General features: G+C 72.0%; 20 protein-coding genes. 15 read left to right on the top strand and 5 right to left on the bottom strand.

Translation table 11 applies throughout. From position 1 onward, the window contains the following. Positions 1-10: 10 nt before the first annotated feature. On the bottom strand, positions 11-622 hold the full coding sequence (locus NCI01_RS11005; RefSeq protein WP_254181522.1) for a hypothetical protein: 612 nt from the start codon (positions 620-622) through the stop codon (positions 11-13). 131 nt (positions 623-753) lie between these two features. Between NCI01_RS11005 and NCI01_RS11000 the strand changes: the two genes are divergently transcribed. Further along, positions 754-1950 carry an acyl-CoA dehydrogenase family protein gene (locus tag NCI01_RS11000; RefSeq protein WP_254181521.1) on the top strand — a complete coding sequence of 399 codons (1197 nt, stop codon included), beginning with the start codon at positions 754-756 and terminating at the stop codon, positions 1948-1950. A gap of 181 nt (positions 1951-2131) precedes the next feature. On the opposite strand, the gene NCI01_RS10995 is transcribed toward NCI01_RS11000, so the two are convergent. Further along, complete coding sequence (locus NCI01_RS10995) at positions 2132-3322, bottom strand: ROK family transcriptional regulator (RefSeq protein ID WP_254181520.1); 1191 nt, start codon at positions 3320-3322, stop codon at positions 2132-2134. 95 nt (positions 3323-3417) lie between these two features. On the opposite strand from NCI01_RS10995, the gene NCI01_RS10990 reads away from it, so the two are divergent. The 8 genes from NCI01_RS10990 (at position 3418) to NCI01_RS10955 (ending at position 12668) form a co-directional block, all read left to right on the top strand. Further along, the gene (locus NCI01_RS10990) at positions 3418-4947 is read left to right on the top strand and encodes a sugar ABC transporter ATP-binding protein (protein WP_254181519.1); all 1530 of its coding nucleotides are present in this window, start codon (positions 3418-3420) and stop codon (positions 4945-4947) included. After that, positions 4944-6158, top strand: a complete 1215-nt coding sequence (locus NCI01_RS10985) for an ABC transporter permease (protein WP_254181518.1) — start codon at positions 4944-4946, stop codon at positions 6156-6158. The genes NCI01_RS10990 and NCI01_RS10985 overlap by 4 nt, the downstream gene beginning before the upstream one ends. After that, positions 6155-7285 (top strand): ABC transporter permease, encoded by a 1131-nt coding sequence (locus NCI01_RS10980; protein WP_254181517.1) that lies wholly within the window; start codon positions 6155-6157, stop codon positions 7283-7285. Before NCI01_RS10985 ends, NCI01_RS10980 begins: the two co-directional genes overlap by 4 nt. Then, positions 7285-8541, top strand: coding sequence for a substrate-binding domain-containing protein (locus tag NCI01_RS10975; protein ID WP_254181516.1), 1257 nt, complete (start codon positions 7285-7287; stop codon positions 8539-8541). The genes NCI01_RS10980 and NCI01_RS10975 overlap by 1 nt, the downstream gene beginning before the upstream one ends. 115 nt (positions 8542-8656) lie before the next feature. After that, positions 8657-9499 (top strand): sugar phosphate isomerase/epimerase family protein, encoded by an 843-nt coding sequence (locus tag NCI01_RS10970; RefSeq protein WP_254181515.1) that lies wholly within the window; start codon positions 8657-8659, stop codon positions 9497-9499. A 30-nt stretch (positions 9500-9529) separates the two neighbouring features. Beyond that, a complete protein-coding gene (locus tag NCI01_RS22735; RefSeq protein WP_254181514.1) occupies positions 9530-10690 on the top strand; it encodes a Gfo/Idh/MocA family protein in 1161 nt (386 codons plus the stop codon). Between the two features lie 53 nt (positions 10691-10743). Next, on the top strand, positions 10744-11568 hold the full coding sequence (locus NCI01_RS10960) for a DUF1707 SHOCT-like domain-containing protein (RefSeq protein WP_254181513.1): 825 nt from the start codon (positions 10744-10746) through the stop codon (positions 11566-11568). 68 nt (positions 11569-11636) lie between these two features. Further along, entirely contained in the window at positions 11637-12668 is a 1032-nt protein-coding gene (locus NCI01_RS10955; protein WP_254181512.1) for a MaoC family dehydratase, read from the top strand. Here the strand turns inward: NCI01_RS10955 and NCI01_RS10950 are convergent. Beyond that, positions 12644-13726, bottom strand: a complete 1083-nt coding sequence (locus NCI01_RS10950) for a hypothetical protein (RefSeq protein WP_254181511.1) — start codon at positions 13724-13726, stop codon at positions 12644-12646. The genes NCI01_RS10955 and NCI01_RS10950 overlap by 25 nt on opposite strands. Before the next feature lie 36 nt (positions 13727-13762). On the opposite strand from NCI01_RS10950, the gene NCI01_RS10945 reads away from it, so the two are divergent. From NCI01_RS10945 to NCI01_RS10925, 5 genes are all read left to right on the top strand, one after another. Further along, a complete protein-coding gene (locus NCI01_RS10945; protein WP_254181510.1) occupies positions 13763-14575 on the top strand; it encodes a class I SAM-dependent methyltransferase in 813 nt (270 codons plus the stop codon). Between the two features lie 66 nt (positions 14576-14641). Beyond that, positions 14642-14827: a DUF5302 family protein gene (locus tag NCI01_RS10940; protein WP_191278748.1), complete on the top strand. Its 186-nt coding sequence runs from the start codon at positions 14642-14644 to the stop codon at positions 14825-14827. Between the two features lie 98 nt (positions 14828-14925). Then, positions 14926-15492 (top strand): histidine phosphatase family protein, encoded by a 567-nt coding sequence (locus NCI01_RS10935; RefSeq protein ID WP_254181509.1) that lies wholly within the window; start codon positions 14926-14928, stop codon positions 15490-15492. A 1-nt stretch (position 15493) separates the two neighbouring features. Beyond that, positions 15494-16339 (top strand): PHP domain-containing protein, encoded by an 846-nt coding sequence (locus NCI01_RS10930; RefSeq protein WP_254181508.1) that lies wholly within the window; start codon positions 15494-15496, stop codon positions 16337-16339. Further along, complete coding sequence (locus NCI01_RS10925) at positions 16332-16880, top strand: P-loop NTPase family protein (protein WP_254181507.1); 549 nt, start codon at positions 16332-16334, stop codon at positions 16878-16880. The genes NCI01_RS10930 and NCI01_RS10925 overlap by 8 nt, the downstream gene beginning before the upstream one ends. 148 nt (positions 16881-17028) lie before the next feature. Here the strand turns inward: NCI01_RS10925 and NCI01_RS10920 are convergent, their stop codons facing one another. Beyond that, entirely contained in the window at positions 17029-17781 is a 753-nt protein-coding gene (locus tag NCI01_RS10920; protein ID WP_254181506.1) for an SDR family NAD(P)-dependent oxidoreductase, read from the bottom strand. 61 nt (positions 17782-17842) lie between these two features. On the opposite strand from NCI01_RS10920, the gene NCI01_RS10915 reads away from it, so the two are divergent. After that, complete coding sequence (locus NCI01_RS10915) at positions 17843-18694, top strand: ParA family protein (RefSeq protein WP_254181505.1); 852 nt, start codon at positions 17843-17845, stop codon at positions 18692-18694. Between the two features lie 4 nt (positions 18695-18698). On the opposite strand, the gene NCI01_RS10910 is transcribed toward NCI01_RS10915, so the two are convergent. Further along, a complete protein-coding gene (locus NCI01_RS10910) occupies positions 18699-20093 on the bottom strand; it encodes a DEAD/DEAH box helicase (protein ID WP_254181504.1) in 1395 nt (464 codons plus the stop codon). Between the last annotated feature and the right edge of the window lie 165 nt (positions 20094-20258).

The raw sequence follows: 20258 nt of genomic DNA, 5'->3' as shown, positions 1-20258 counted from the left end.
TCAGGCCCGCTCAGCCCTCCTGCTCGACGGCCTCGTCGGCAGGCAGGAGGGTCTCGGCGAGTCCACGGACGGTCTCGAGGTCGGGGCCCTGGAGCACCACGGTGCTGCCCTTGAGGTCGTAGGCCAGGACCGAGGCGCCGTCGTGGTCCCACGCCGACCACGCGCCGGTGCCCCAGTCGGACAGGTCGACGTCGTCGGCTGCCGTCAGGTGGGGCTGGTCGCCGAGCGCGTCGTCGCTCGTGCCGGGGAGCTGGTCGAGGACGACGTCTCCGGTCGGCGCGGTGAACTCCATGCGCCACCACTGGGGGTCGGGCTCGTAGCCGCCGCCCACCGTCGTCCAGCCCTCGGGGAGGGTCGAGGGGACCATGGTGATGAGGTCGTCGCTCGTCGCTCGCAGCGCGGCCTTCTTGTAGCGCGCCTCGACCGCCGGCTCGTCACCGAAGTCGACGGGCTCGACCGGCGCGGCGGTGGGCGTCTCGGTCGGCGTGTCGGTGGGGGTCTCGCTGGACGAGCCCTCCGACGACGGGTCGACGCCGGTGTCGGTGGTGTCCTCCCCGCACGCTGCGAGAAGCAGGACGAGGGAGGCTCCGAGGGCTGGTCCGATCGTTCGTGTGGCTCGCATGCGCTCCACTCTCTCACGCGTCCCTGACGATCCGGCGGTGTGACGACTGTCTCGGCTCCGGACCCTGCCCCAGGTGAACGACCGGTAACTAGACTCCGAGCGATCCAGCCGCGAGCGCCCAGGAGCCCCACATGCCCCGCCTCTGCCAGACCGACGGCCTCTCCGAGGACCAGTCCGAGATCCTGAAGGCCGTGCGCCAGTTCGTGGACGAGCAGATCATCCCGGTGGCGCAGGAGCTCGAGCACGCCGACGAGTACCCCACCGAGATCATCGAGGGCCTCAAGGAGCTCGGTGTCTTCGGCCTGACGATCCCCGAGGAGTTCGGCGGGCTGGGCGAGTCGCTGCTGACGTACGCGCTGGTGGTCGAGGAGATCGCGCGCGGGTGGATGAGCGTGTCGGGCGTGATCAACACCCACTTCATCGTCGCCTACATGCTGATCCAGCACGGCACGCAGGAGCAGAAGGAGAAGTACCTCCCCCGCATGGCGACCGGCGAGGTGCGCGGCGCGTTCTCGATGTCCGAGCCGGGCCTCGGGTCCGACGTGGCGGCGGTGTCGACGAAGGCCACGCGCGCCGACGACGGCTCCTACAGCATCACCGGGCAGAAGATGTGGCTGACCAACGGCGCCACCTCCACCCTGGTCGCGGTGCTGACGAAGACCGACGAGGGCGCGGAGTCGGTCTACAAGAACATGACGACGTTCCTGGTCGAGAAGGAGGCCGGGTTCGGCGAGACCGCCCAGGGCGTCACCGTGCCCGGCAAGATCGAGAAGATGGGCTACAAGGGCGTCGAGACGACCGAGCTCATCCTCGAGGGCCACCGGATCGCGGCCGACCAGGTCCTGGGCGGAGAGCCCGGCAAGGGCTTCTTCCAGATGATGGACGGCGTCGAGGTCGGGCGCGTCAACGTCGCCGCCCGTGCGTGCGGGCTGGCGTGGCGCGGCTTCGAGCTCGCCATCGCCTACGCCCAGCAGCGCAAGACCTTCGGCAAGGCCATCGCCGAGCACCAGGCGGTGCTGTTCCGGCTGGCGGAGATGGCCACCAAGGTCGAGGTCGCCCACACGATGATGGTCAAGGCCGCGCGGCTGAAGGACACCGGCCAGCGCATGGACGTCGAGGCCGGGATGGCCAAGATGGTGGCCTCGGAGTACGCCAACGAGGTCGTTGAGGACTCCTTCCGCATCCACGGCGGCTACGGCTACTCCAAGGAGTACGAGATCGAGCGGCTGATGCGCGAGGTCAAGTTCATGCTGATCGGCGAGGGCACCTCCGACATCCAGAAGATGATCATCGGCCGCAGCCTGCTCAAGGACTACCAGCTGCGTTGAGCGGGTGTCGTACGCCGCCCTCGCAGGACGACTTCGCGCCCGGGATCCCCGCTTCGCACCCCAGATCCCGGGTGCAAAGCGGGGTGGTCTCCGGATATCCGGTGACCACCCTCGGCGCGCCAGGGCGGAATCCAGCGGCGGGCACGCCCGGATCAAGCTGAGTCGCGGTCCGGGGCCAGGGTCAGCGCCCCGCGACCTCGGCCGCGGCGTCGGCGGCGGCCAGCGCCTCGCTGGCGGCCTCGACGACGTCGGGGGAGAGGACGTGCTCGATCGCGAGCGCCGAGGCGCCCAGCACGGCCGCCTCGCCGCCCGCGCGTGAGGTCACGATGCGCAGGTGCTCGGTCGCCAGCGGCAGCGAGCGGTGGTAGACCGACTCGCGGATCCCGGCCAGCAGGTGCTCGCCGGCACCCGCGACCTGGCCGCCGATGACGACCACCGACGGGTTGATCAGGTTGACCATCGTGGCGACGACCTCGCCGATGTCGCGGCCGGCCTGGCGGACCACGCCCATCGCGACGCGGCTGCCCGAGCGCACGAGCTCGACCACGTCGCCGCCCGTCTCGGCCTGCTCGCCCTGGGCGCGCACGGCCGCCGCGAGCGCGGGGCCGGCCGCCACGGCCTCGAGGCACCCGGAGTTGCCGCACCGGCACGGCACGTCGTCGGCGCCCGGCACCCGGACGTGGCCGAGGTCGCCGGCCGTGCCCTGGGCGCCGCGCTGCAGGACGCCGCCGGAGACGATGCCGGCGCCGATGCCGGTGGCGACCTTGATCAGCACGAGGTCGTCGACGTCGCGCAGGTGCCCGCGTCGCTCGCCGAGCGCCATGATGTTGACGTCGTTGTCGACCAGCACCGGGACGTCGTACTTCTCCTGGAGGTAGGCAGGCACGTCGAAGCGGTCCCACCCCGGCATGATCGGCGGGTTGATCGGGCGGCCGGTGGAGTGCTCGACGGGGCCGGGCAGCCCGATCCCGATGGCGGCGAGGTCCGTGACCGGGCGCTCGCTGGTCTCGAGGAGGTCGCGCACTGACTGGACCACCCAGGACAGGACCGCCTCGGGGCCGTCGGCGACGGCGATCTGCGTGTCGACCTCGCCGAGGATGGAGCCGTTGAGGTCCGTGAGCGCGGCCCGGGCGTGGGTGGCGCCGATGTCGACGCCGACGACGAGCTTGGCGGTGGGGTTGAGCGCGAAGAGGGCCGGCGGGCGGCCACCGGTCGACCGCGCGCCGCCGAAGGGCGCCACGAGACCGAGGCGCATGAGGGTGTCGATGCGTGCGGTGATCGTCGAGCGGGCCAGTCCCGTCGCCTCGGCCAGCTGGGCACGGGTCCAGGGCCTTCCGTCACGAAGGAGATCGAAAAGCTCACCGGTGCGCACGGGCGGAGTCAAGCACATGCATGACTTTGCACGCTAGAGGTAACACTTTTGGCAGGCGCTCGACAAAAGCCCGTGACGCGTGCCACAGTGTCGCCGTGCCTCCGATCAACCCCCCGAACAACCCGGCCGAGAGCGCCCTCGTCGCGACCGGGATGACCAAGAGCTTCTTCGGCAACACCGTGCTCGACGGCGTCGACCTGAGCCTGCGTGCGGGCGAGGTCCACGGCCTCGTCGGTGAGAACGGCGCCGGCAAGTCGACGCTCATGAAGATGCTGGCCGGGGTCTACACCCCCGACAGCGGCACGATCGTCGTGGGCGGCGAGCAGGTCTCGTTCAGCCACCCGGTCCAGGCGCAGCACGCCGGCGTGTCCACCGTCTTCCAGGAGTTCAACCTCCTCCTCGAGCGCACCATCGCCGAGAACATCTGGCTCGGCCGGGAGCCGCGCCGCTTCGGCCGGGTCGGTCCGGTCGACACCGCCCGGATGCGCCGCGACACCGAGGAGCTGCTGACCGGGCTCGGCGTGACGGGCCTCAAGGCCGGCACCCTCGTGCGCAGCCTCTCGGTCGCCGAGCAGCAGATCGTGGAGATCGCCAAGGCGGTGAGCTTCGACGCCAAGGTGATCCAGATGGACGAGCCCACCGCGGCGCTGGCCGACCACGAGGTGGAGCTCCTCTACTCGATCATCCGTCGCCTCACCGACCGCGGCGTCGCGATCGTCTACGTCTCGCACCGGCTGAAGGAGATCTTCGACCTCTGCTCGACGATCACCATCCTCAAGGACGGCCAGCACGTGGCCACCCGCCCGGCCGCCGAGCTGTCCGAGGCCGAGCTCGTGCGCCTGATGGTGGGCCGGCCGCTGACGACGTACTTCCCCGAGAAGCCCGCCGACGTCACCGTCGGCGACGTGCGGCTCGCGCTGTCCGGGGTCGGCAACGGCTACGTCGACGACGTGTCCCTCGAGGTCCGCGCCGGCGAGATCGTCGGCATCGCGGGGCTGCAGGGCTCGGGACGCACCGAGCTGCTCGAGACCGTCTTCGGCGTCCACCCCGTCTCGCGCGGCACCATCGCCCTCGACGGCTCGCCGCTCAAGGTCAGCAGCCCCCGCCAGGGCGTGCGCGCCCGGCTCGCCTTCATCACCGAGGACCGCAAGGCCAAGGGCCTCGCCCTCAACCAGTCGATCCTCGACAACGCCCTCGGGGTGGTGCGCGCGGTCTTCCCGCGCCGCACCGGCACGGCCCGGCGCGACATGCCCGGGGTGCTGTCCAACCTCGACGTCGCCGCGCACAGCCTGGGCCAGGAGGTCCAGTTCCTGTCCGGCGGCAACCAGCAGAAGGTCGTGCTGGCCCGCTGGCTGAGCATCGACCCGCTGGTCGTGCTGATGGACGAGCCCACCCGCGGCATCGACGTCGGCGCCAAGCACCGTGTCTACGAGCTGATGCGCGAGCTGAGCCGCCAGGGCGTCGCCGTGCTGATGGTCTCCAGCGAGCTCCCCGAGGTGATCGGCATGTCCGACCGGATCCTCGTGATGCGCGACGGCACCCTCGCCGGTGAGCTCCCGGCAGGTGCGACCGAGGAAGCCGTGCTGGCGATGGCCACCGGAGCAGCGAGCGAGGAAGCAGCATGAACGACACCCCACGACGTTCCCCGTCTCCCCCGCTGCGCTCCTCCGGCGACCAACGCCGCGGGGACCCCGAGAGCAGCGCCACGACCGACCGGACCCCGGAGCCGGCGAGCACCCCCGAGCGGGCCATGGGCGTCGAGCCCGGTGATTCCGTACGCCGACGGCGCGCCGCGCGACCGCGCGGGGCACGACAGCTCGACTCGACCGCCCTGATCTACCTCGTGCTGGTCGCCGTCGTCGCCGTGTCGGCGGTGCTCACCGGCATCGAGGGCCGCAACTTCTTCAGCCAGGGCAACATCTGGGCCGTCCTCACCGCGATGAGCGTGCTCGGCCTGATCGCGATCGGCCAGACGCTGGTCATCCTCGTGGGCAGCCTCGACCTCTCGGTGCCCTACGTCGTCAGCCTCGCGACGGTGATCGCCGCCGGCGGCATGAAGGGCCTCGACGGCAACATCCCTGCCGCGGTCTTCAACACCCTCGTGGTGTGCGCCGTCATCGGCCTCGTGATGGGGCTGCTGGTCAGCCTCCTGCACGTCCACGGCTTCATCGCCAGCCTCGGCATCGGCCTGGTCGTGAGCGGCTACCTCGGCACCAACTACCAGGGCAGCCACGGCGCTGCCGCACCCGACCTGAGGCTGCTGGGCCGCAGCGGGATCGTGGGATGGATCCCCACCGCGTTCCTCGTCCTGCTGGCCTGTGCGGTCCTGGTGACGCTCATGCTCCGCTACACCCGGCTGGGCCACCACGTCTACGCCATCGGCGGCAACCGCGACGTCGCCCGCATGTCGGGTGTGCGCATCGCGCTGCCCGTCGTCTCGGCCCACGTGCTCTGCTCGGTGCTGGCCGGCCTCGCCGCGCTCCTGCTGCTCTCACGCACCGGCGTCGGGTCGCCGACGATCGGGTCGCAGGGCCGCTACGACCTGCTGTCCATCGCGGCGGTCGTGCTCGGCGGCACCCTGCTCGCCGGCGGCAAGGGCAGCGTCGTCGGCACCATGGGCGGCGTCGCGATCTTCGCGGTCCTCGACAACGTCATGGGCGTCATGCAGGTCAACCCGTTCCTCAAGGACTTCGTCCGCGGCCTGGTGATCGTGCTGGCCGTCGCCGTCTACGCCCGCCGCAGCGTCGTACGACGTCCACCGCGCTTCGGTGCCTCCAGACCCGTCCTGCCCGTCCCGGCCGCGAAGGGCCCGTCCACGAAGGGGGAGCCCGCATGAGCGCCACCACCACCTCCGCCCCCAGCACGGCGGGCCGCACCCTCCCGCTCACCGACGGCTCGCTCGTCCAGCGGCTGCTGCGCGGCGCCGTCACCCCGGGCGGTGCGGTGTTCATCCTCGCCGCGATCCTCTTCATGGCCGTGGTGTGGGCGAACCCGTCGTTCGGCGACCCGCCGCAGCTGATCCGCTTCATCGGCCGCACCGCGCCGATCGCGATCGCGGCGATGGGCCAGTACTACGTGATCGTCTCCGGCGAGTTCGACCTCTCCATGGGCGCGGTCATCGCCACGCAGGTCGTCATCGCCGGCAACTACATCGGCGACGACGAGAGCCGGGTGCTCCCGGCCATCGCGCTGATGCTGCTCATCGGCGTGGTCGTCGGGCTGGTCAACGGCCTGGGCACCACGATCCTCCGGGTGCCGAGCTTCATCGTCACCCTCGGCACCATGCTGGCCCTCGGCGGGCTCGTCCGCTTCCTGACCGGTGGCGCCGCCACCGGCAACCCGGTCGACGCGTTCCGCGAGATCGGTCGCGGCGGCATCCAGGACGTGCCGGTCCTCGAGGTGCTGCCCTACCCCGTGATCATCCTCGTGGTCATCATGGTCGCCGGCGTGTGGCTGATGCGGTCGCCGTTCGGCCGCACGATCATCGCCACCGGCGACAACCCGGACGCCGCCAGCCTCGCCGGCGCCCACGTGTGGTGGGTCAAGACCCGGGCCTTCATCCTCTCGTCACTCTCCGCCACGGTCGCCGGCATCCTCCTCGTCGGCTACGCCGGCGTGCACCCCTCGGTGGGGGCCGGCTACGAGTTCCAGGCCATCACCGCCGTCGTGCTCGGCGGCGTGGTCCTCGGCGGTGGTCGGGGCTGGATCCTCTCCGCCGCGGCGGGCGCCTTCGCGCTCGAGCTGCTGTTCTCCTTCCTCAACTTCCAGGAGGTCGAATCCACCTGGAGGCCGACAGTCCAGGGCGTGATCATCATCCTCGCCGTCGCCGCTGCCGGTCGCGCCTGGTCCCTGGGCCGACGCCCCACTCGGACGTCACCACCCGCACCACCTGCTTCATCCGCTGCTCCATCCGCACCATCACCCACCACTGCCCGTCCGGGCACTGAAACAGGAGAAATCTGATGCGCCGAAAGATTCACCGCGCGCCGATGGCCGTGGCCTCGGCCCTGCTGCTCGGGGTGTTCGCCACGTCCTGCAGCACCGAGGACCCGACTGACTCGGCGTCGGGCGCCGACGAAAGCTCGGAGACGTCCGAGTCCGCCGACGCCTCGGAGGGCTCGGAGGAGGAGGGCGGCGACCAGGAGTGGTTCGACCAGGCCGTCTACGACGAGCAGTACGAGCAGCGCTCGGCCACCTTCGAGGGTGACCCCGAGACCCCGTGGCTGCAGTACATCGACGGGGAGATGACCGACACCGCCGACTACAAGTCCAACAAGGCGGGCAAGGCGTGCTTCGCCAACGCCTCGATCTCCAACCCGTGGCGCCAGACCGGCTGGATCACCATGAACCAGCAGCTCAAGGACCTGCAGGACAAGGGCGTCATCTCCGAGATGGAGACCCGCGACGCCGGTGACGACGACAACACCCAGATCGCCGACATCGACTACTTCATCTCCGAGGGCAACTGCGACGCCTTCATCATCTCGCCCAACTCCACCGCCGCCATGACCGACGCGGTCGAGCGTGCGTGCGAGACCGGCAAGCCCGTCGTGGTCTTCGACCGCGGCGTCGAGACCGACTGCGCCACCACCTTCATCCACCCGATCGGTGGCTTCGCGTGGGGCATCGACACCGCCGAGTTCCTCATCGACAACCTCGAGGAGGGCGACAAGGTCGTCGCGCTGCGCATCCTTCCCGGCGTCGACGTCCTCGAGCAGCGCTGGGCCGCGGCCGAGAAGCTCTTCGAGGAGAACGGCATCGAGGCGGTCGACTTCTTCACCGGCGCCGACCCGACCGAGATCAAGACCTTCATCACCGACGAGCTCAACAAGGGCGAGGTCCAGGGCGTGTGGATGGACGCCGGTGACGGTGCCGTCGCCGCCATCGAGGCCTTCGAGGACTTCGGTGCCGACCTGCCGGTCATGACCGGCGAGGACGAGATGAGCTTCCTGCGCAAGTGGGAGGAGACCGGTCTGACCGGCCTCGCGCCCGTCTACTCCAACTTCCAGTGGCGCACCCCGCTCCTCGCGCTCGAGAAGATCTGGGCCGGCGAGGAGGTCCCGAAGGAGTGGGTCCTCCCGCAGACCCCGATCACCGAGGACGAGCGTGGCGACTACCTCGAGGCCAACGACGGCATGCCCGACGGCCACTACGCCAAGTTCGGCGGCGAGGACCTTCCCGGCTACCCGGACGTCTGGCAGGAGCGCCAGATCCCCTGATCCGGCACTGAGACGGATCTGATCCACCCGTCGGTGGGCCGGGCTCGCGCCCGGCCCACCGACACCCATCCCGGCACCACTCCCTCCCCATCCCGCGCCCCGGAAGGACGGCTCCATGCGAGAGATCGGCGTCAACACGTGGGTCTGGACCTCCCCGCTCACCGACGCGGGCGCGGGTGACCTGCTGCACCGGATCGCCGGCATGGGCTTCGACGCCGTCGAGCTGCCCCTCGAGAACGCCGGCGACCTCACCGTCCCCGTCGTGTCCGACCTCCTCGCCGAGACCGGCCTGACACCGTGCGTCGTGGGGGCGATGGCGCCGGGCCGCGACCTGGTGGACGCCTCGTGCGTGGCCGACACCCAGGACTACCTGCGGGCCTGCATCGACCTCGCCGCCGGCATCGGCGCGCGGACGGTGTGCGGCCCGTTCTACGCCTCCACCGGCCGGGTCTGGCGCATGGACGCCGACCAGCGGAGCGCGGCGTACGACGACCTCCGCGCGCACCTCGCACCCGTGGTCGACCACGCGGTCGCGCAGGGCGTGCGTCTCGGGGTCGAGCCGCTCAACCGCTACGAGACCTCGCTCATCAACACCGTCGACCAGGCCCTCACCGCCCTCGAGCCGCTCCTCGGCGAGGGGCTGGGCCTGGCCCTCGACAGCTATCACCTCAACATCGAGGAGCGCTCCAGCGCGGACGCGGTCCGGGCCGCAGGTCAGCACCTGGCGCACGTCCAGGTCTGCGGCAGCGACCGTGGCGCACCCGGTGGCGACCAGACGGACTGGCAGGCCCTGGTCGCCGCGCTCGACGACGTGGGTTACGACGGCCCGCTCGTCATCGAGAGCTTCACGGCGGACAATGCCTCCATCGCCACGGCCGCCTCCATCTGGCGTCCACTGGCACCCACCCAGGACGAGCTCGCCCGAGACGGCTTGTCCTTCCTCCGGTCGCTCGCCTGAGCGACCGTCATCGCAAGTCAGGAGAATCACGTGACCAGCACACCCAGCGCCTCGGGCGCCGCCGGGTCCCCGGGAGTCGCCGTCATCGGCTACGCCTTCATGGGCAAGGCCCACTCCCACGCGTGGCGCAACGTCTCAGCGCTGCGCCCCGGCGCTCCCGGCGTACGCCGGCAGGTGCTGGTCGGTCGTGACGGCGAGGCCGTGGCGGCCGCGGCCGGTCAGTACGGCTGGGCCGAGTCGGCCACCGACTGGCGCGAGGTGCTCGACCGCGACGACATCGACATCGTCGACGTCTGCGTCCCGGGGCACCTGCACGCCGAGGTGGCGATCGCCGCGCTCGAGGCCGGCAAGCACGTCATCGCCGAAAAGCCGCTGGCCAACACCATGGCCGAGGCGGAGAAGATGGTCGCCACCGCACGGGCCGCCCGCGAGCGCGGCGTGCACTCGATGGTGGGCTTCAACTACCGCCGCGTCCCCGCGCTGGCGCTGGCCCGGCGTCACGTCGCGGAGGGCCGGCTCGGCCAGGTGCGGCAGGTGCGCGTCTCCTACCTGCAGGACTGGCTCGCCGACGACGCGGCCCCGATGACCTGGCGGCTGCGACGCGAGCTGGCCGGGTCGGGCGCGCTGGGCGACCTCGCCTCCCACGCCATCGACCAGGTGCGCTTCCTGCTCGGCCAGGAGCTCACCGCCGTCAACGCGACGACCCACACCTTCGTGCCGCAGCGCACCGGAGCCGACGGCCCCGAGGAGGTCACCGTCGACGACGCCGCGTGGGGCACCCTGCGCACCGACGGCGGCGCCGTGGTCAGCCTCGAGGTCACCCGCATGGCGACCGCCCGCAAGAACGCCCTCGGCATCGAGGTCTACGGCAGCGAGGGCGCCCTGCGCTTCGACCTCGAGTCGCTCAACCACCTCGACGTGTGCCTCGACGGCGCCGACAGCTTCACCCGCCAGCTCGTCACCGAGCACCACGACCCCTACATCGACGGCTGGTGGCCGCCGGGGCACGTCCTCGGCTGGGACGCCACCTTCACCAACCAGGCCGCCGACTTCCTCACCGCGCTCGCCGCCGGCGAGGAGCCGACGCCGTCGTTCGAGGACGGCCTCGCCGTCCAGCGGGTGCTCGCCGCGATCGAGGCCAGCTCCGCCCGCGGTGGCAGCTGCGTCGAGGTCGACCGGGGACCCGCCTGACGGGCCGGCCGTTCCGCGAGCAGTCGGAGGGCTGACGCCCCTAGACTCCGGTCATGGACGGGTTGCGGGCACGCGACGCCGACCGCGACCGGTTCGTCGAGCTGATCGAGGCGGCGTACGTCGACGGCCAGCTGGGGGCGGAGGACCGCGAGCTGCGGGTCTCGCGCGCGCTCTCGGCGGAGACCGTCGACGAGCTGCGCGCGCTGACGCGCGACCTGCAGGTGCCGGCCGGCGCGGTCGCGCGCGACGTCGCGGCGCCCCCGACCGCCCGGCCGCGGCTCACCGTCCAGCTCGTCGCGTTCCTCGCGCTGGTGGCCCTGCTGGGGCTGGGGGCGGTCTCGCTGGTGCTCACCGGGGAGAGTGACTCGGCGACCTCGAGCGGGGTCGCGGTCGAGGTGGAGTCGGCGCCGGCGGAGCCCCAGGTCGCCACCGCGACGCCGTTCCGCATGGAGCCGGACCGGGTGCGCGCCTTCGTGCGGGCCTACGAGGAGGAGTTCGGCACCACCGAGGCCTTCGAGGTGGGCTTCCACCCCGAGCGCGTGCAGGCGCAGGTGCCCGTGCGCGGCACCCGGCCCAGGATGGAGCGCTGGACCTGGGACGGCACGTGGAGCCGTCTCACCGAGGCCCGCGCCGTGGTCGGGCCCTACCGGCGGGTCGACGTGCAGGCGATCGACGTGCGCCGCCTCTTCGCCAACATCGCCACGGCCCGCAGGACGCTGCAGGTGGAGGACGGCCGGTTCTCCCACGCGCTCCTGCTCCGGTGGGACGACGGAGGCGCCGAGCTCAACATCTACGTCAGCAACGACTACGACGAGACCGGCCACCTCAGCACGACGCCGGCAGGGCAGGTCGTGCGCAGCCACCCCTACGAGTCCTGAGCCGCCTGTGACAGAGCCCACGTGACCACGTCGGCCCGGGTGGGCGCGGCTGCGGCACGATGTCGGCCATGAAGACCAACGCCGGCAACTTCTTCGAGGACTTCACCGTCGGGCAGGTGATCGAGCACGCCACCCCGCGCACGATCACCGAGGGCGACCGGGCGCTCTACGGCGCGATCTACCCGACCCGCTTCGCGGTCCCGTCCTCCGCGGAGTTCGCCGCGTCCGTCGGGCTGGCGCCGCACCCGGTGGAGGAGCTGATCGCCTTCCACGTCGCCTTCGGCAAGACCGTCCCCGACGTCTCGCTCAACGCGGTGGCCAACCTCGGCTACGCCGAATGCCGCTTCCACGTGCCGGTCGTGCCCGGCGACACCCTGCGCACCCGCTCGGAGGTCATCGGGCTCAAGGAGAACTCCAACGGCCGCACGGGCGTCGTGTGGGTGCGCTCCACCGCGACCAACCAGCGCGGGGAGGTCGCCATCAACTGGGCACGCTGGGTGATGGTGCACAAGCGGTCCGCCGAGTCGCCGGCGCCGGAGACCGTCGTACCGACCCTCGCGGACGTCGTCGTGCCCGGCGACCTCGTCGTGCCCGCGGGCCTCGACCTCACGTCGTACGACGTCGTGGCCGCGGGTGGGCCGCACCGGCTCGGCGACTACGAGGTGGGGGAGCGGATCGACCACGTCGACGGCGTGACCCTCACCGACGCCGAGCACATGATGGCCACCCGGCTCTGGCAGAACACCGCCAAGGTGCACTTCAACACCGACGCCCGCCCCGACGGGCGGCGTCTCGTCTACGGCGGCCACGTCATCTCGCTCGCGCGGGCCCTGTCGTTCAACGGCCTGGCCAACGCCCAGCTCGTCGCCGCGATCAACGCCGGTGCCCACGTCGCGCCCGCCTTCGCCGGTGACACGGTCCACGCCTGGTCGGAGGTGCTCGACAGCGCCGAGCTCGACGCACCCGGCGTGGGCGCGCTGCGGCTGCGGCTGGTGGCGACGAAGGGGCGCGACGAGGCGATGACGCTGCGCGGCGACGACGGGAAGTACGCCGACGGGGTGCTGCTCGACCTGGACTACTGGGCGCTCGTCCCGCGCTGACCCGCGAGCAGGTGCTCGGCGACCGCGGCCAGGGCCTCGTCGAGGGTCCCGACCGGGGCGAGGCCGAGCCGGGACGCCACCGTCCGGGCCGCGGCGAGCAGCTCATCGTCGGTCGCGTCGTCGGGGGTGCGCCCCTCCCGTGGCGGTGCCGGCAGCAGGTCGTCGAGGTCGCCCACGACGTCGTAGGCACGCGTGCTCAGGGCGGCGACGGTCGCTGCTGACCGCTCGTGCACCCAGGCGTGGTGGCGGGCGGGGAGGACGAAGGGCTCCCGGTGCGCCGAGCCGGCCAGCACCTCGGGCACGAACGTGCCCTTCACGTGGCGGGTCAGGGCGGGCGTACGCCGGGGGCGGGGCACGCGCTCGTTGATCCGCCGCAGGACCTCCGCCTCGACGAGGCCGAGCGAGTCGTTGGGGCGGCGGGCCTCGGTGTCGAGGCCGGTCACGTCGAGGCCGAGCACCGAGGCGGTGCGCAGCCAGAGCTCGTCGCGCGGTGCCCCGGCGGGAGGGACGACCACCAGGTGGGTGCGCCCCTCGGCGAGGCCCGCCGACCAGAGCGTGAGGATCGCCGGCACGTCGTGGTAGCGCCAGAACTTCTGGTCGCCCTCGCTGCGTCGCACGGTGGCGAGGAAGCGGCGGTAGGGCTGCCGTGCGCCCATCTTGACCCGCTGCTGCCACGCCGAGGGCAGGACGCGGCCCAGGTCGCGGGCCGTGAGGACGACGTGCACCTCGTCGGCGGCACCCGCGAGGTCGGCGAGCGCGGCTGCGGCCGCCTCGGCGGGGGAGTCGGAGAAGTGCTCGTTGGTGAGCAGGACGTCGCCCGGCCAGGCCCGGGTCTCCTCGACGAGCCGGTGCCAGGCGTCGCGCTCGTGGTCGGCGAGGGTCTCGACGACGGCGGTCATCCCCTTGACGACCGCCGCGGCGGCGAAGTGGTCGCGGCGCCGGCCCGGCAGCAGCAGCCCACGACCGCGGAGCTCGTCGCTGTGCCGCCACCACAGGTCCTGCAGGAAGGAGGTCCCCGACTTGGCCGTGCCGACGTGGAGGAACACGCGGCGAGCCATGCGGGTGACCCTACTGGAGCGCGGCAGACTCGCTCCGTGACCTGGGACCCGACCTTCTTCTACGACACCTACCCGCGCCTCGAGCCCGCCTTCGCGGCGCGCCTCGACGAGAGCCTCGGCCCGCGCGACCCGTCGGTGCTCCTCCAGGTCGTCCGCGAGCTCGGCCTGCCCCCCGACAGCAGGGTCGTCGACGTGGGGTGCGGCGAGGGCGCCCACGCCGTGCGGCTCGCGACCCACTTCGGCTTCCGCGTGCTGGGCATCGACCCGGTGCAGCGCCACCTCGACCTCGCTCGCGCCGCCCGACGCGACCTCGTGCCCGACATCGCCTCGCGCCTCGCGTTCGAGCGCGGCACCGCCACGCACGTGCCCGCGGTGGACGCCTCGCTCGACCTGGTCTGGTGCCGCGACGTCATGGTCCACGTCGAGCGCCCCGACGACGCCTTCGCGGAGTTCGCCCGCGTGCTCCGGCCGGGCGGCCACGTCGTCGCCTTCCAGGCCGTCGCCACCGACCTCCTCGGTGCGGACGAGGCCGACTGGCTCTTCGACGTCATGGGAGTGGTCCCGACCTCCGCCGACCCGCGGGTGATCGACGACGCCATCGCCCGGTCGGGGCTGGAGGTCGTCGACACCATCGACCTGTCCACCGAGTGGGGGGAGTGGTCGCAGGAGCAGGACGGCGACGGCGGACGCGCGCTCCTGCACCTGGCGCGGCTGCTGCGCGACCCGGGGCGCTACCGGGCCGAGTTCGGCGACGCGGCCTACGACGTGATGCTCGGCGACTGTCGCTGGCAGGTCTACCGGACGATGGGCAAGCTCGGCGCGCGGATCGACGTGCTGCGGAGGCGTTAACCGCTCGACCCCGCCGGAGGCGTTTGGCAGGCTGGGCCCCGTACCGTCATCGACGAGGAGGACCTCATGGCTGATCAGGACCCCAACGCAGACATCAAGGCGAAGATGCGGGAGGCCCTCGATCGCAAGAAGGGCCACGACCACCCCGACGACCGGGCCGGCTCGCGCGAGAAGGCCCACGGCTCCGAGGTCAACGACAAGAACGTCGCCAAGCCGATGCACCGCCGCAAGGCAGGCGGAGGCGGCGTCTGAGCGTCTGAGCCGTCACCGACGCGCGCCGGCGGGCACCTCGTCCGCCGGCGCGAGCGTCCACCGGCAGCCGCGTCCGGCGCCCATGGCAGACTCGCGGCATGTCCTCCACTGGTCCCGAGCTCTGGGTGGTCCGGCACGGCGAGACGGAGTGGAGCCGCGACGGCAGGCACACCTCCGTCACCGACCTCCCGCTCACCGAGTCCGGCGAGGAGGCGGCCACGGCGCTGGCGTCCCGCCTGGCCGACGTGGAGTTCGACCTGGTGCTGACCAGTCCGCGCCGGCGCGCGCGTCGTACGGCCGAGCTGGCCGGGTTCCCCGACGCCGACGTCGACGACGACCTCGTCGAGTGGGCCTACGGCGACTACGAGGGCGTGACCACCGCGGAGATCCGCGAGGACGTGCCGGGCTGGACGGTCTGGACTCACCCCACCCCCGGCGGCGAGACGCCCGACGACGTGTCCACCCGGCTCGACCGCGTCGTGCGGCGCACCCGTGAGCACGACCGCTCGCTCGTCTTCGCCCACGGCCACTCGCTCCGCGTCCTGACGGCGCGGTGGCTGGAGCAGACGGCCGCCGAGGGACGCTTCTTCAAGCTCGACACCGCGACCGTCTCGGTGCTCGGCTACGAGCGCGAGCACCCCGCCCTGCTGACCTGGAACAGCTGACGTGCGGATCGACCTCCACACGCACTCCTCGGCCAGCGACGGCACCGACACCCCCGGCGACCTGGTCCGCGAGGCCGCGTCCGCCGGCCTCGACGTCGTCGCCCTCACCGACCACGACGCCATGTCGGGGTGGGCGGAGGCCCGCGAGGTCGCCGACGAGGTCGGGATCACGCTCGTGCCCGGGCTGGAGATCAGCACCCGCCACGGCCACCGGGGCGTCCACCTGCTCGGCTACCTGCCCGACCCGACCGACCCCGCGCTGGCGCTCGAGCTCGACCGGATCCTCGAGGGCCGCACGGCGCGCACGCCCGCCATCGTCGCGGCCCTCCGCGCCCACGGCGTCGACATCACCGAGGACGACGTACGACGCGAGTCAGGCGGGTCCGTGGCCGCCGGCCGCCCGCACGTGGCCGACGCGCTCGCGCGGCTCGGCGTGGTCCGCGACCGGACCGAGGCGTTCGCGACCCTCCTGAGCCCCGGGCAGCCGGGCTACGTCAACCGCTACGCCTCGGCGCTCGAGGACATGATCCCCCTGCTCGTCGGCGCCGGAGGCGTCGCCGTGCTCGCGCACCCGTGGGGCCGCGGCAGCCGGTCGGTGCTGTCCGCGGAGGCCCTCGCCGGCCTGAAGGACCTCGGGCTCGCCGGGATCGAGGTCGACCACCAGGACCACTCCGCCGCCGACCGCGCCGAGCTGCGCGGCATCGCGGCCGACCTCGACCTCGTGGTGACCGGCAGCAGCGACCACCACGGCCTCGGCAAGGTCGACCACGACCTGGGGGTCAACACGACCGACCCCGAGCAGTACGACCGCCTCCTGTCCCTCGCCCGCAACCCCCTCGATGGCTGAGCTGCCCGACCGCGTCCTGCTCTACGGCGTCACCGGGAGCGGCAAGTCGACCGCCGCGCTGGCCGTCGGCGCCCGGTCCGGCCACCCGGTGACGCTCGTCGACGAGCTCACCTGGCTGCCCGGCTGGGTGTCCGTCGACGGCGACGAGCAGCGCCGGCTCATCGGCGAGGTCGTGGCGGGGGAGCGATGGGTCCTCGACTCGGCGTACGGCGCCTGGCTCGACCTGGTGCTCCCGCGCGCGCAGCTCGTGGTCGGGCTCGACTACCCGCGCTGGCTCTCGCTCGGCCGGCTGGTGCGGAGGACGGTCTCGGCGGCCATCACGAAGGAGCCCCGCTGCAACGGCAACGTCGAGACGTGGCGGGCCATCGTGCGCCGGGACTCGATCCTCGTGTGGCACTTCCGGTCCTTCGCCCGCAAGCGCGCCCGCATGCGGAGCTGGGCCGCCTCGCCTGACGGGCCGGCCGTGCTGCTCTTCCGCCGGCCGCGGGACCTGGAGGCGTGGATCGCGACGCTGGGGCCCGCGCCGGCCGAGCGGTCCTGAGGGGTCAGTGCCCCTCGCCCTACTGGGTGCCGGTCACTGACTCGACGGGCTCGTCGCAGAGCGGGGAGACTCGTCGTGACATGTCGAGGAGGATCATCCCCAGTGGGGGCTGACCCGCGAGCCGAGCGGGCAGATCCACGACCGGCATTCAGCGGCGTCCCATCGACTGCGTCATCCGCAGGACGCGGTTGGGGATGACCGCCGTCAGCGCCCGGATGGCCTTGTACTGCGCGCCGGGGATGGAGTAGGCGCGGCCCTTGTCGAAGTCTTCGAGCGAGGTGCGCACGAGGAACTCGACGTCGAGCCACATGAAGCCCTCGCCGCGCTTGACCTCCATCCGCTGGTGGAACTCGGTCTTGGTGAAGCCCGGGCACAGGGCCATCACCTTCACGCCGCGCGAGCCGTACTCCAAGTGGGCCCACTCACTGAAGCTGTTGACCCACGCCTTCGACGCGGAGTAGGTGCCGCGGCGGAGGAAGGCGGCGACGCTGGAGACGTTGATGATGCCGCCGTGACCGCGCTCGGCCATGGCGCCGAGGGCGGCGTGGCTCAGCCGCATCACGGCGGTGACGAGCACCTCGAGCATCGCGGTCTCATCGTCGACCGAGTTGTCGAGGAAGCGCTTCTTGAGCCCGAAGCCCGCGTTGTTGACCAGCAGGTCCACGGGACGGTCGCGGTCGGCGAGACGGGCCTCGACGGTGGCCAGCTGCGCGCGGTCGGTCAGGTCGGCGACCAGCACCTCGACCTCCACCCCGTGCGCTCGGCGCAGGTCCTCGGCGACCTGCTCGAGGCGGGCGGAGTCGCGCGCCACCAGGACGAGGTCGTCGCCGCGGGCGGCGAGCTGGACGGCGTACTCGTGGCCGATGCCGGCGGTCGCGCCGGTGATGAGTGAGGTGGTCATGCAGGACAGCATTTCAGGACCCGACGAACGCCCGCGAGGCCGTCCGGCACAATGGCCGGCAATGAGCACCAAGAGCCGGGGAGCGGCCCCCGTCACGCTGGCCGTCGCCAATCAGAAGGGCGGGGTCGCCAAGACCACGTCCGTCGCCTCGATCGGTGCCGCGCTGGCCGAGCTCGGGCACCGCGTGCTGCTGGTCGACCTCGACCCGCAGGCGTGCCTCACCTTCTCCCTCGGCATCGACCCCGAGGACCTCGACATCTCGGTGCACCACGTGCTGACCCAGGGGGTCGACCCCATCGAGGTCATCATCGAGACCGAGGACGGCGTCGACGTGCTGCCGGCCACGATCGAGCTGGCCCGTGCCGAGGCCGACCTGCTGACCCGCACCGGGCGTGAGCACGTCATCAAGGGCGCGCTCGAGCAGCTCGCCGAGGACCTGGAGGACTCCGAGGTCGGGGCCTACGACTGGGTGCTCCTCGACTGCCCGCCCTCGCTCGGGGTGCTGACGGTCGCCGCCCTCACGGCCGCCGACGGCGTGCTCGTGCCGCTGCAGTGCGAGACGCTCTCGCACCGGGGCGTGGGCCAGCTGCTCGACACCGTCCACGACGTACGCCGCTTCACCAACCGCGGGCTCGAGGTGTGGGGCGTGCTGCCGACGCTCTACGACGGCCGCACCAACCACGCCCGCACCGTGCTGGAGACGATCAGCGACACCTACGACCTCGAGGTCGTCGAGCCGCCGATCCCCAAGACGATCAAATTCGCCGAGGCCCCGGCGGCCGGCCGGTCGATCCTGTCCACCAGCCGCAGCAGCAAGGGTGCCGCCGCCTACCGCGAGGTCGCCCAGAACCTCGTCGAGCGGGCCTCCCGCCCCAAGACCAGGACGAAGAAGCCCGCTCGCGCGAGGAAGTGACGGGTCAGGCCTTGGGGGCCTCGACCGACTGACCGCCACGGGTGCGCCGGCGGTTGCGGTTGCGACGGCGGGGGGCGTCGCCGGACTTCTCGGACGTCGAGGCGTCGGCGCGCTCCGAGCGGCCCGAGTCGGACCGGCCCGAGCCCGAGCGGTCCGAGCCGGAGCGCCGCTCGCGCGGGGCGCGCTCCTTCTTCTCGACCGGGGCGGGGTCGACGATGCGGCCCTTCGTGCCGGCCGGGATGCCCTGGTCGTGGAAGAGGTGCTCGGAGGTGGAGTAGGTCTCCTGCGGCTCGTCGAAGGGCAGGTCGAGCGCCTTGTTGATCATCTTCCAGCGGTGCAGGTCGGCCCAGTCGACGAAGGTGATCGCCGTGCCGGTGGCGCCGGCGCGACCGGTGCGGCCGATGCGGTGGACGTAGGTCTTGTCGTCCTCGGGGCAGGTGTAGTTGATGACGTGGGAGACGCCGCGCACGTCGATGCCGCGGGCCGCGACGTCGGTGCAGACGAGGACCTTGATCTTGTCCTCGCGGAAGCGGGCGAGCGCCTTCTCGCGCGCGACCTGCGCCATGTCGCCGTGGAGCGGGGAGGCGTTGAAGCCGCGCTCCTGCAGGTCCTCGGCGATGCGCTGGGACTGACGCTTGGTGCGGGTGAAGACGATCATCTTCTCGGCGTCCTCGGCCTGCAGGATGCGGCCGATGATCTCGGGCTTGTCGAGGTCGTGGGCCTGGTAGATGAACTGCGCGGTCGCGGGCACCATCGTGGTGTCGTACGACGACTCGGCGCGGATGTTCATCGGGTGGCGCATGTGGGTGCGGGCCAGCGCGACGATGGCCGCGGGCATGGTCGCCGAGAACAGCATCGTCTGGCGGGTCTCCGGCGTCTTCGACAGCAGCGTGATGACGTCGGGCAGGAAGCCGAGGTCGAGCATCTCGTCGGCCTCGTCGAGCACGAGCGCGTGCACGTGCGACAGGTCGAGCGCGCGACGGTTGGCCAGGTCGATGAGGCGGCCGGGCGTGCCGACGACGATGTCGACGCCCGTCTCGAGGGCCTCGAGCTGGGTGTCGTAGCCGACGCCGCCGTAGACGGTGAGGACGCGCAGCCCCATGTCCTTGCTGGCCAGGTGGAGGTCGTTGGACACCTGGAGCGCGAGCTCGCGGGTGGGGGCGACGATCAGGGCCTGCGGCTTGCCCTGCGGCAGGTCGGCGTAGGCCGGGTTGCTGGGCGCGATGGAGCGCTGCAGGACGGGGATGCCGAAGGCCAGGGTCTTGCCGGTGCCGGTGCGCGCCTGGCCGATGAGGTCGGTGCCGAGCAGGGCGACCGAGAGGGTCATCTCCTGGATGGCGAAGGGGGTGGTGATGCCGGCGCGCTCGAGCGCGTCGCAGATCTCGGGCAGTACGCCCATGTCACGGAAGGTGGTCACGAGGTGGTGTCGCTCTCTGCTGAGTCGGATGTCCCACGCGTATGCGGTCAGCCCACTCGAAAGGCCCTGGCGGGCAAGTGCCGACCGCGCACATACAGGCGGCCACCGGCAGGTGCGTCGGCGGCTCGGTCACCATGATGCTATCGC

This window comes from Nocardioides pinisoli (assembly GCF_024199985.1).
In the GTDB taxonomy this organism is placed as follows: domain Bacteria; phylum Actinomycetota; class Actinomycetes; order Propionibacteriales; family Nocardioidaceae; genus Nocardioides; species Nocardioides pinisoli.
Note: the sequence above shows the minus strand (reverse complement) of the source record. Positions and strands in the feature narration are given on the sequence as shown.

Coding starts and splice junctions, on each gene's coding strand:
- NCI01_RS10920 (WP_254181506.1), bottom strand. CDS start 17,781: ATGACCACCTCACTCATCACCGGCGCGACCGCCGGCATCGGCCACGAG.
- NCI01_RS10915 (WP_254181505.1), top strand. CDS start 17,843: ATGAGCACCAAGAGCCGGGGAGCGGCCCCCGTCACGCTGGCCGTCGCC.
- NCI01_RS10985 (WP_254181518.1), top strand. CDS start 4,944: ATGAACGACACCCCACGACGTTCCCCGTCTCCCCCGCTGCGCTCCTCC.
- NCI01_RS11005 (WP_254181522.1), bottom strand. CDS start 622: ATGCGAGCCACACGAACGATCGGACCAGCCCTCGGAGCCTCCCTCGTC.
- NCI01_RS10925 (WP_254181507.1), top strand. CDS start 16,332: ATGGCTGAGCTGCCCGACCGCGTCCTGCTCTACGGCGTCACCGGGAGC.
- NCI01_RS10940 (WP_191278748.1), top strand. CDS start 14,642: ATGGCTGATCAGGACCCCAACGCAGACATCAAGGCGAAGATGCGGGAG.
- NCI01_RS10950 (WP_254181511.1), bottom strand. CDS start 13,726: ATGGCTCGCCGCGTGTTCCTCCACGTCGGCACGGCCAAGTCGGGGACC.
- NCI01_RS10960 (WP_254181513.1), top strand. CDS start 10,744: ATGGACGGGTTGCGGGCACGCGACGCCGACCGCGACCGGTTCGTCGAG.
- NCI01_RS10970 (WP_254181515.1), top strand. CDS start 8,657: ATGCGAGAGATCGGCGTCAACACGTGGGTCTGGACCTCCCCGCTCACC.
- NCI01_RS11000 (WP_254181521.1), top strand. CDS start 754: ATGCCCCGCCTCTGCCAGACCGACGGCCTCTCCGAGGACCAGTCCGAG.
- NCI01_RS10935 (WP_254181509.1), top strand. CDS start 14,926: ATGTCCTCCACTGGTCCCGAGCTCTGGGTGGTCCGGCACGGCGAGACG.
- NCI01_RS10975 (WP_254181516.1), top strand. CDS start 7,285: ATGCGCCGAAAGATTCACCGCGCGCCGATGGCCGTGGCCTCGGCCCTG.
- NCI01_RS10980 (WP_254181517.1), top strand. CDS start 6,155: ATGAGCGCCACCACCACCTCCGCCCCCAGCACGGCGGGCCGCACCCTC.
- NCI01_RS10955 (WP_254181512.1), top strand. CDS start 11,637: ATGAAGACCAACGCCGGCAACTTCTTCGAGGACTTCACCGTCGGGCAG.
- NCI01_RS10910 (WP_254181504.1), bottom strand. CDS start 20,093: ATGGGCGTACTGCCCGAGATCTGCGACGCGCTCGAGCGCGCCGGCATC.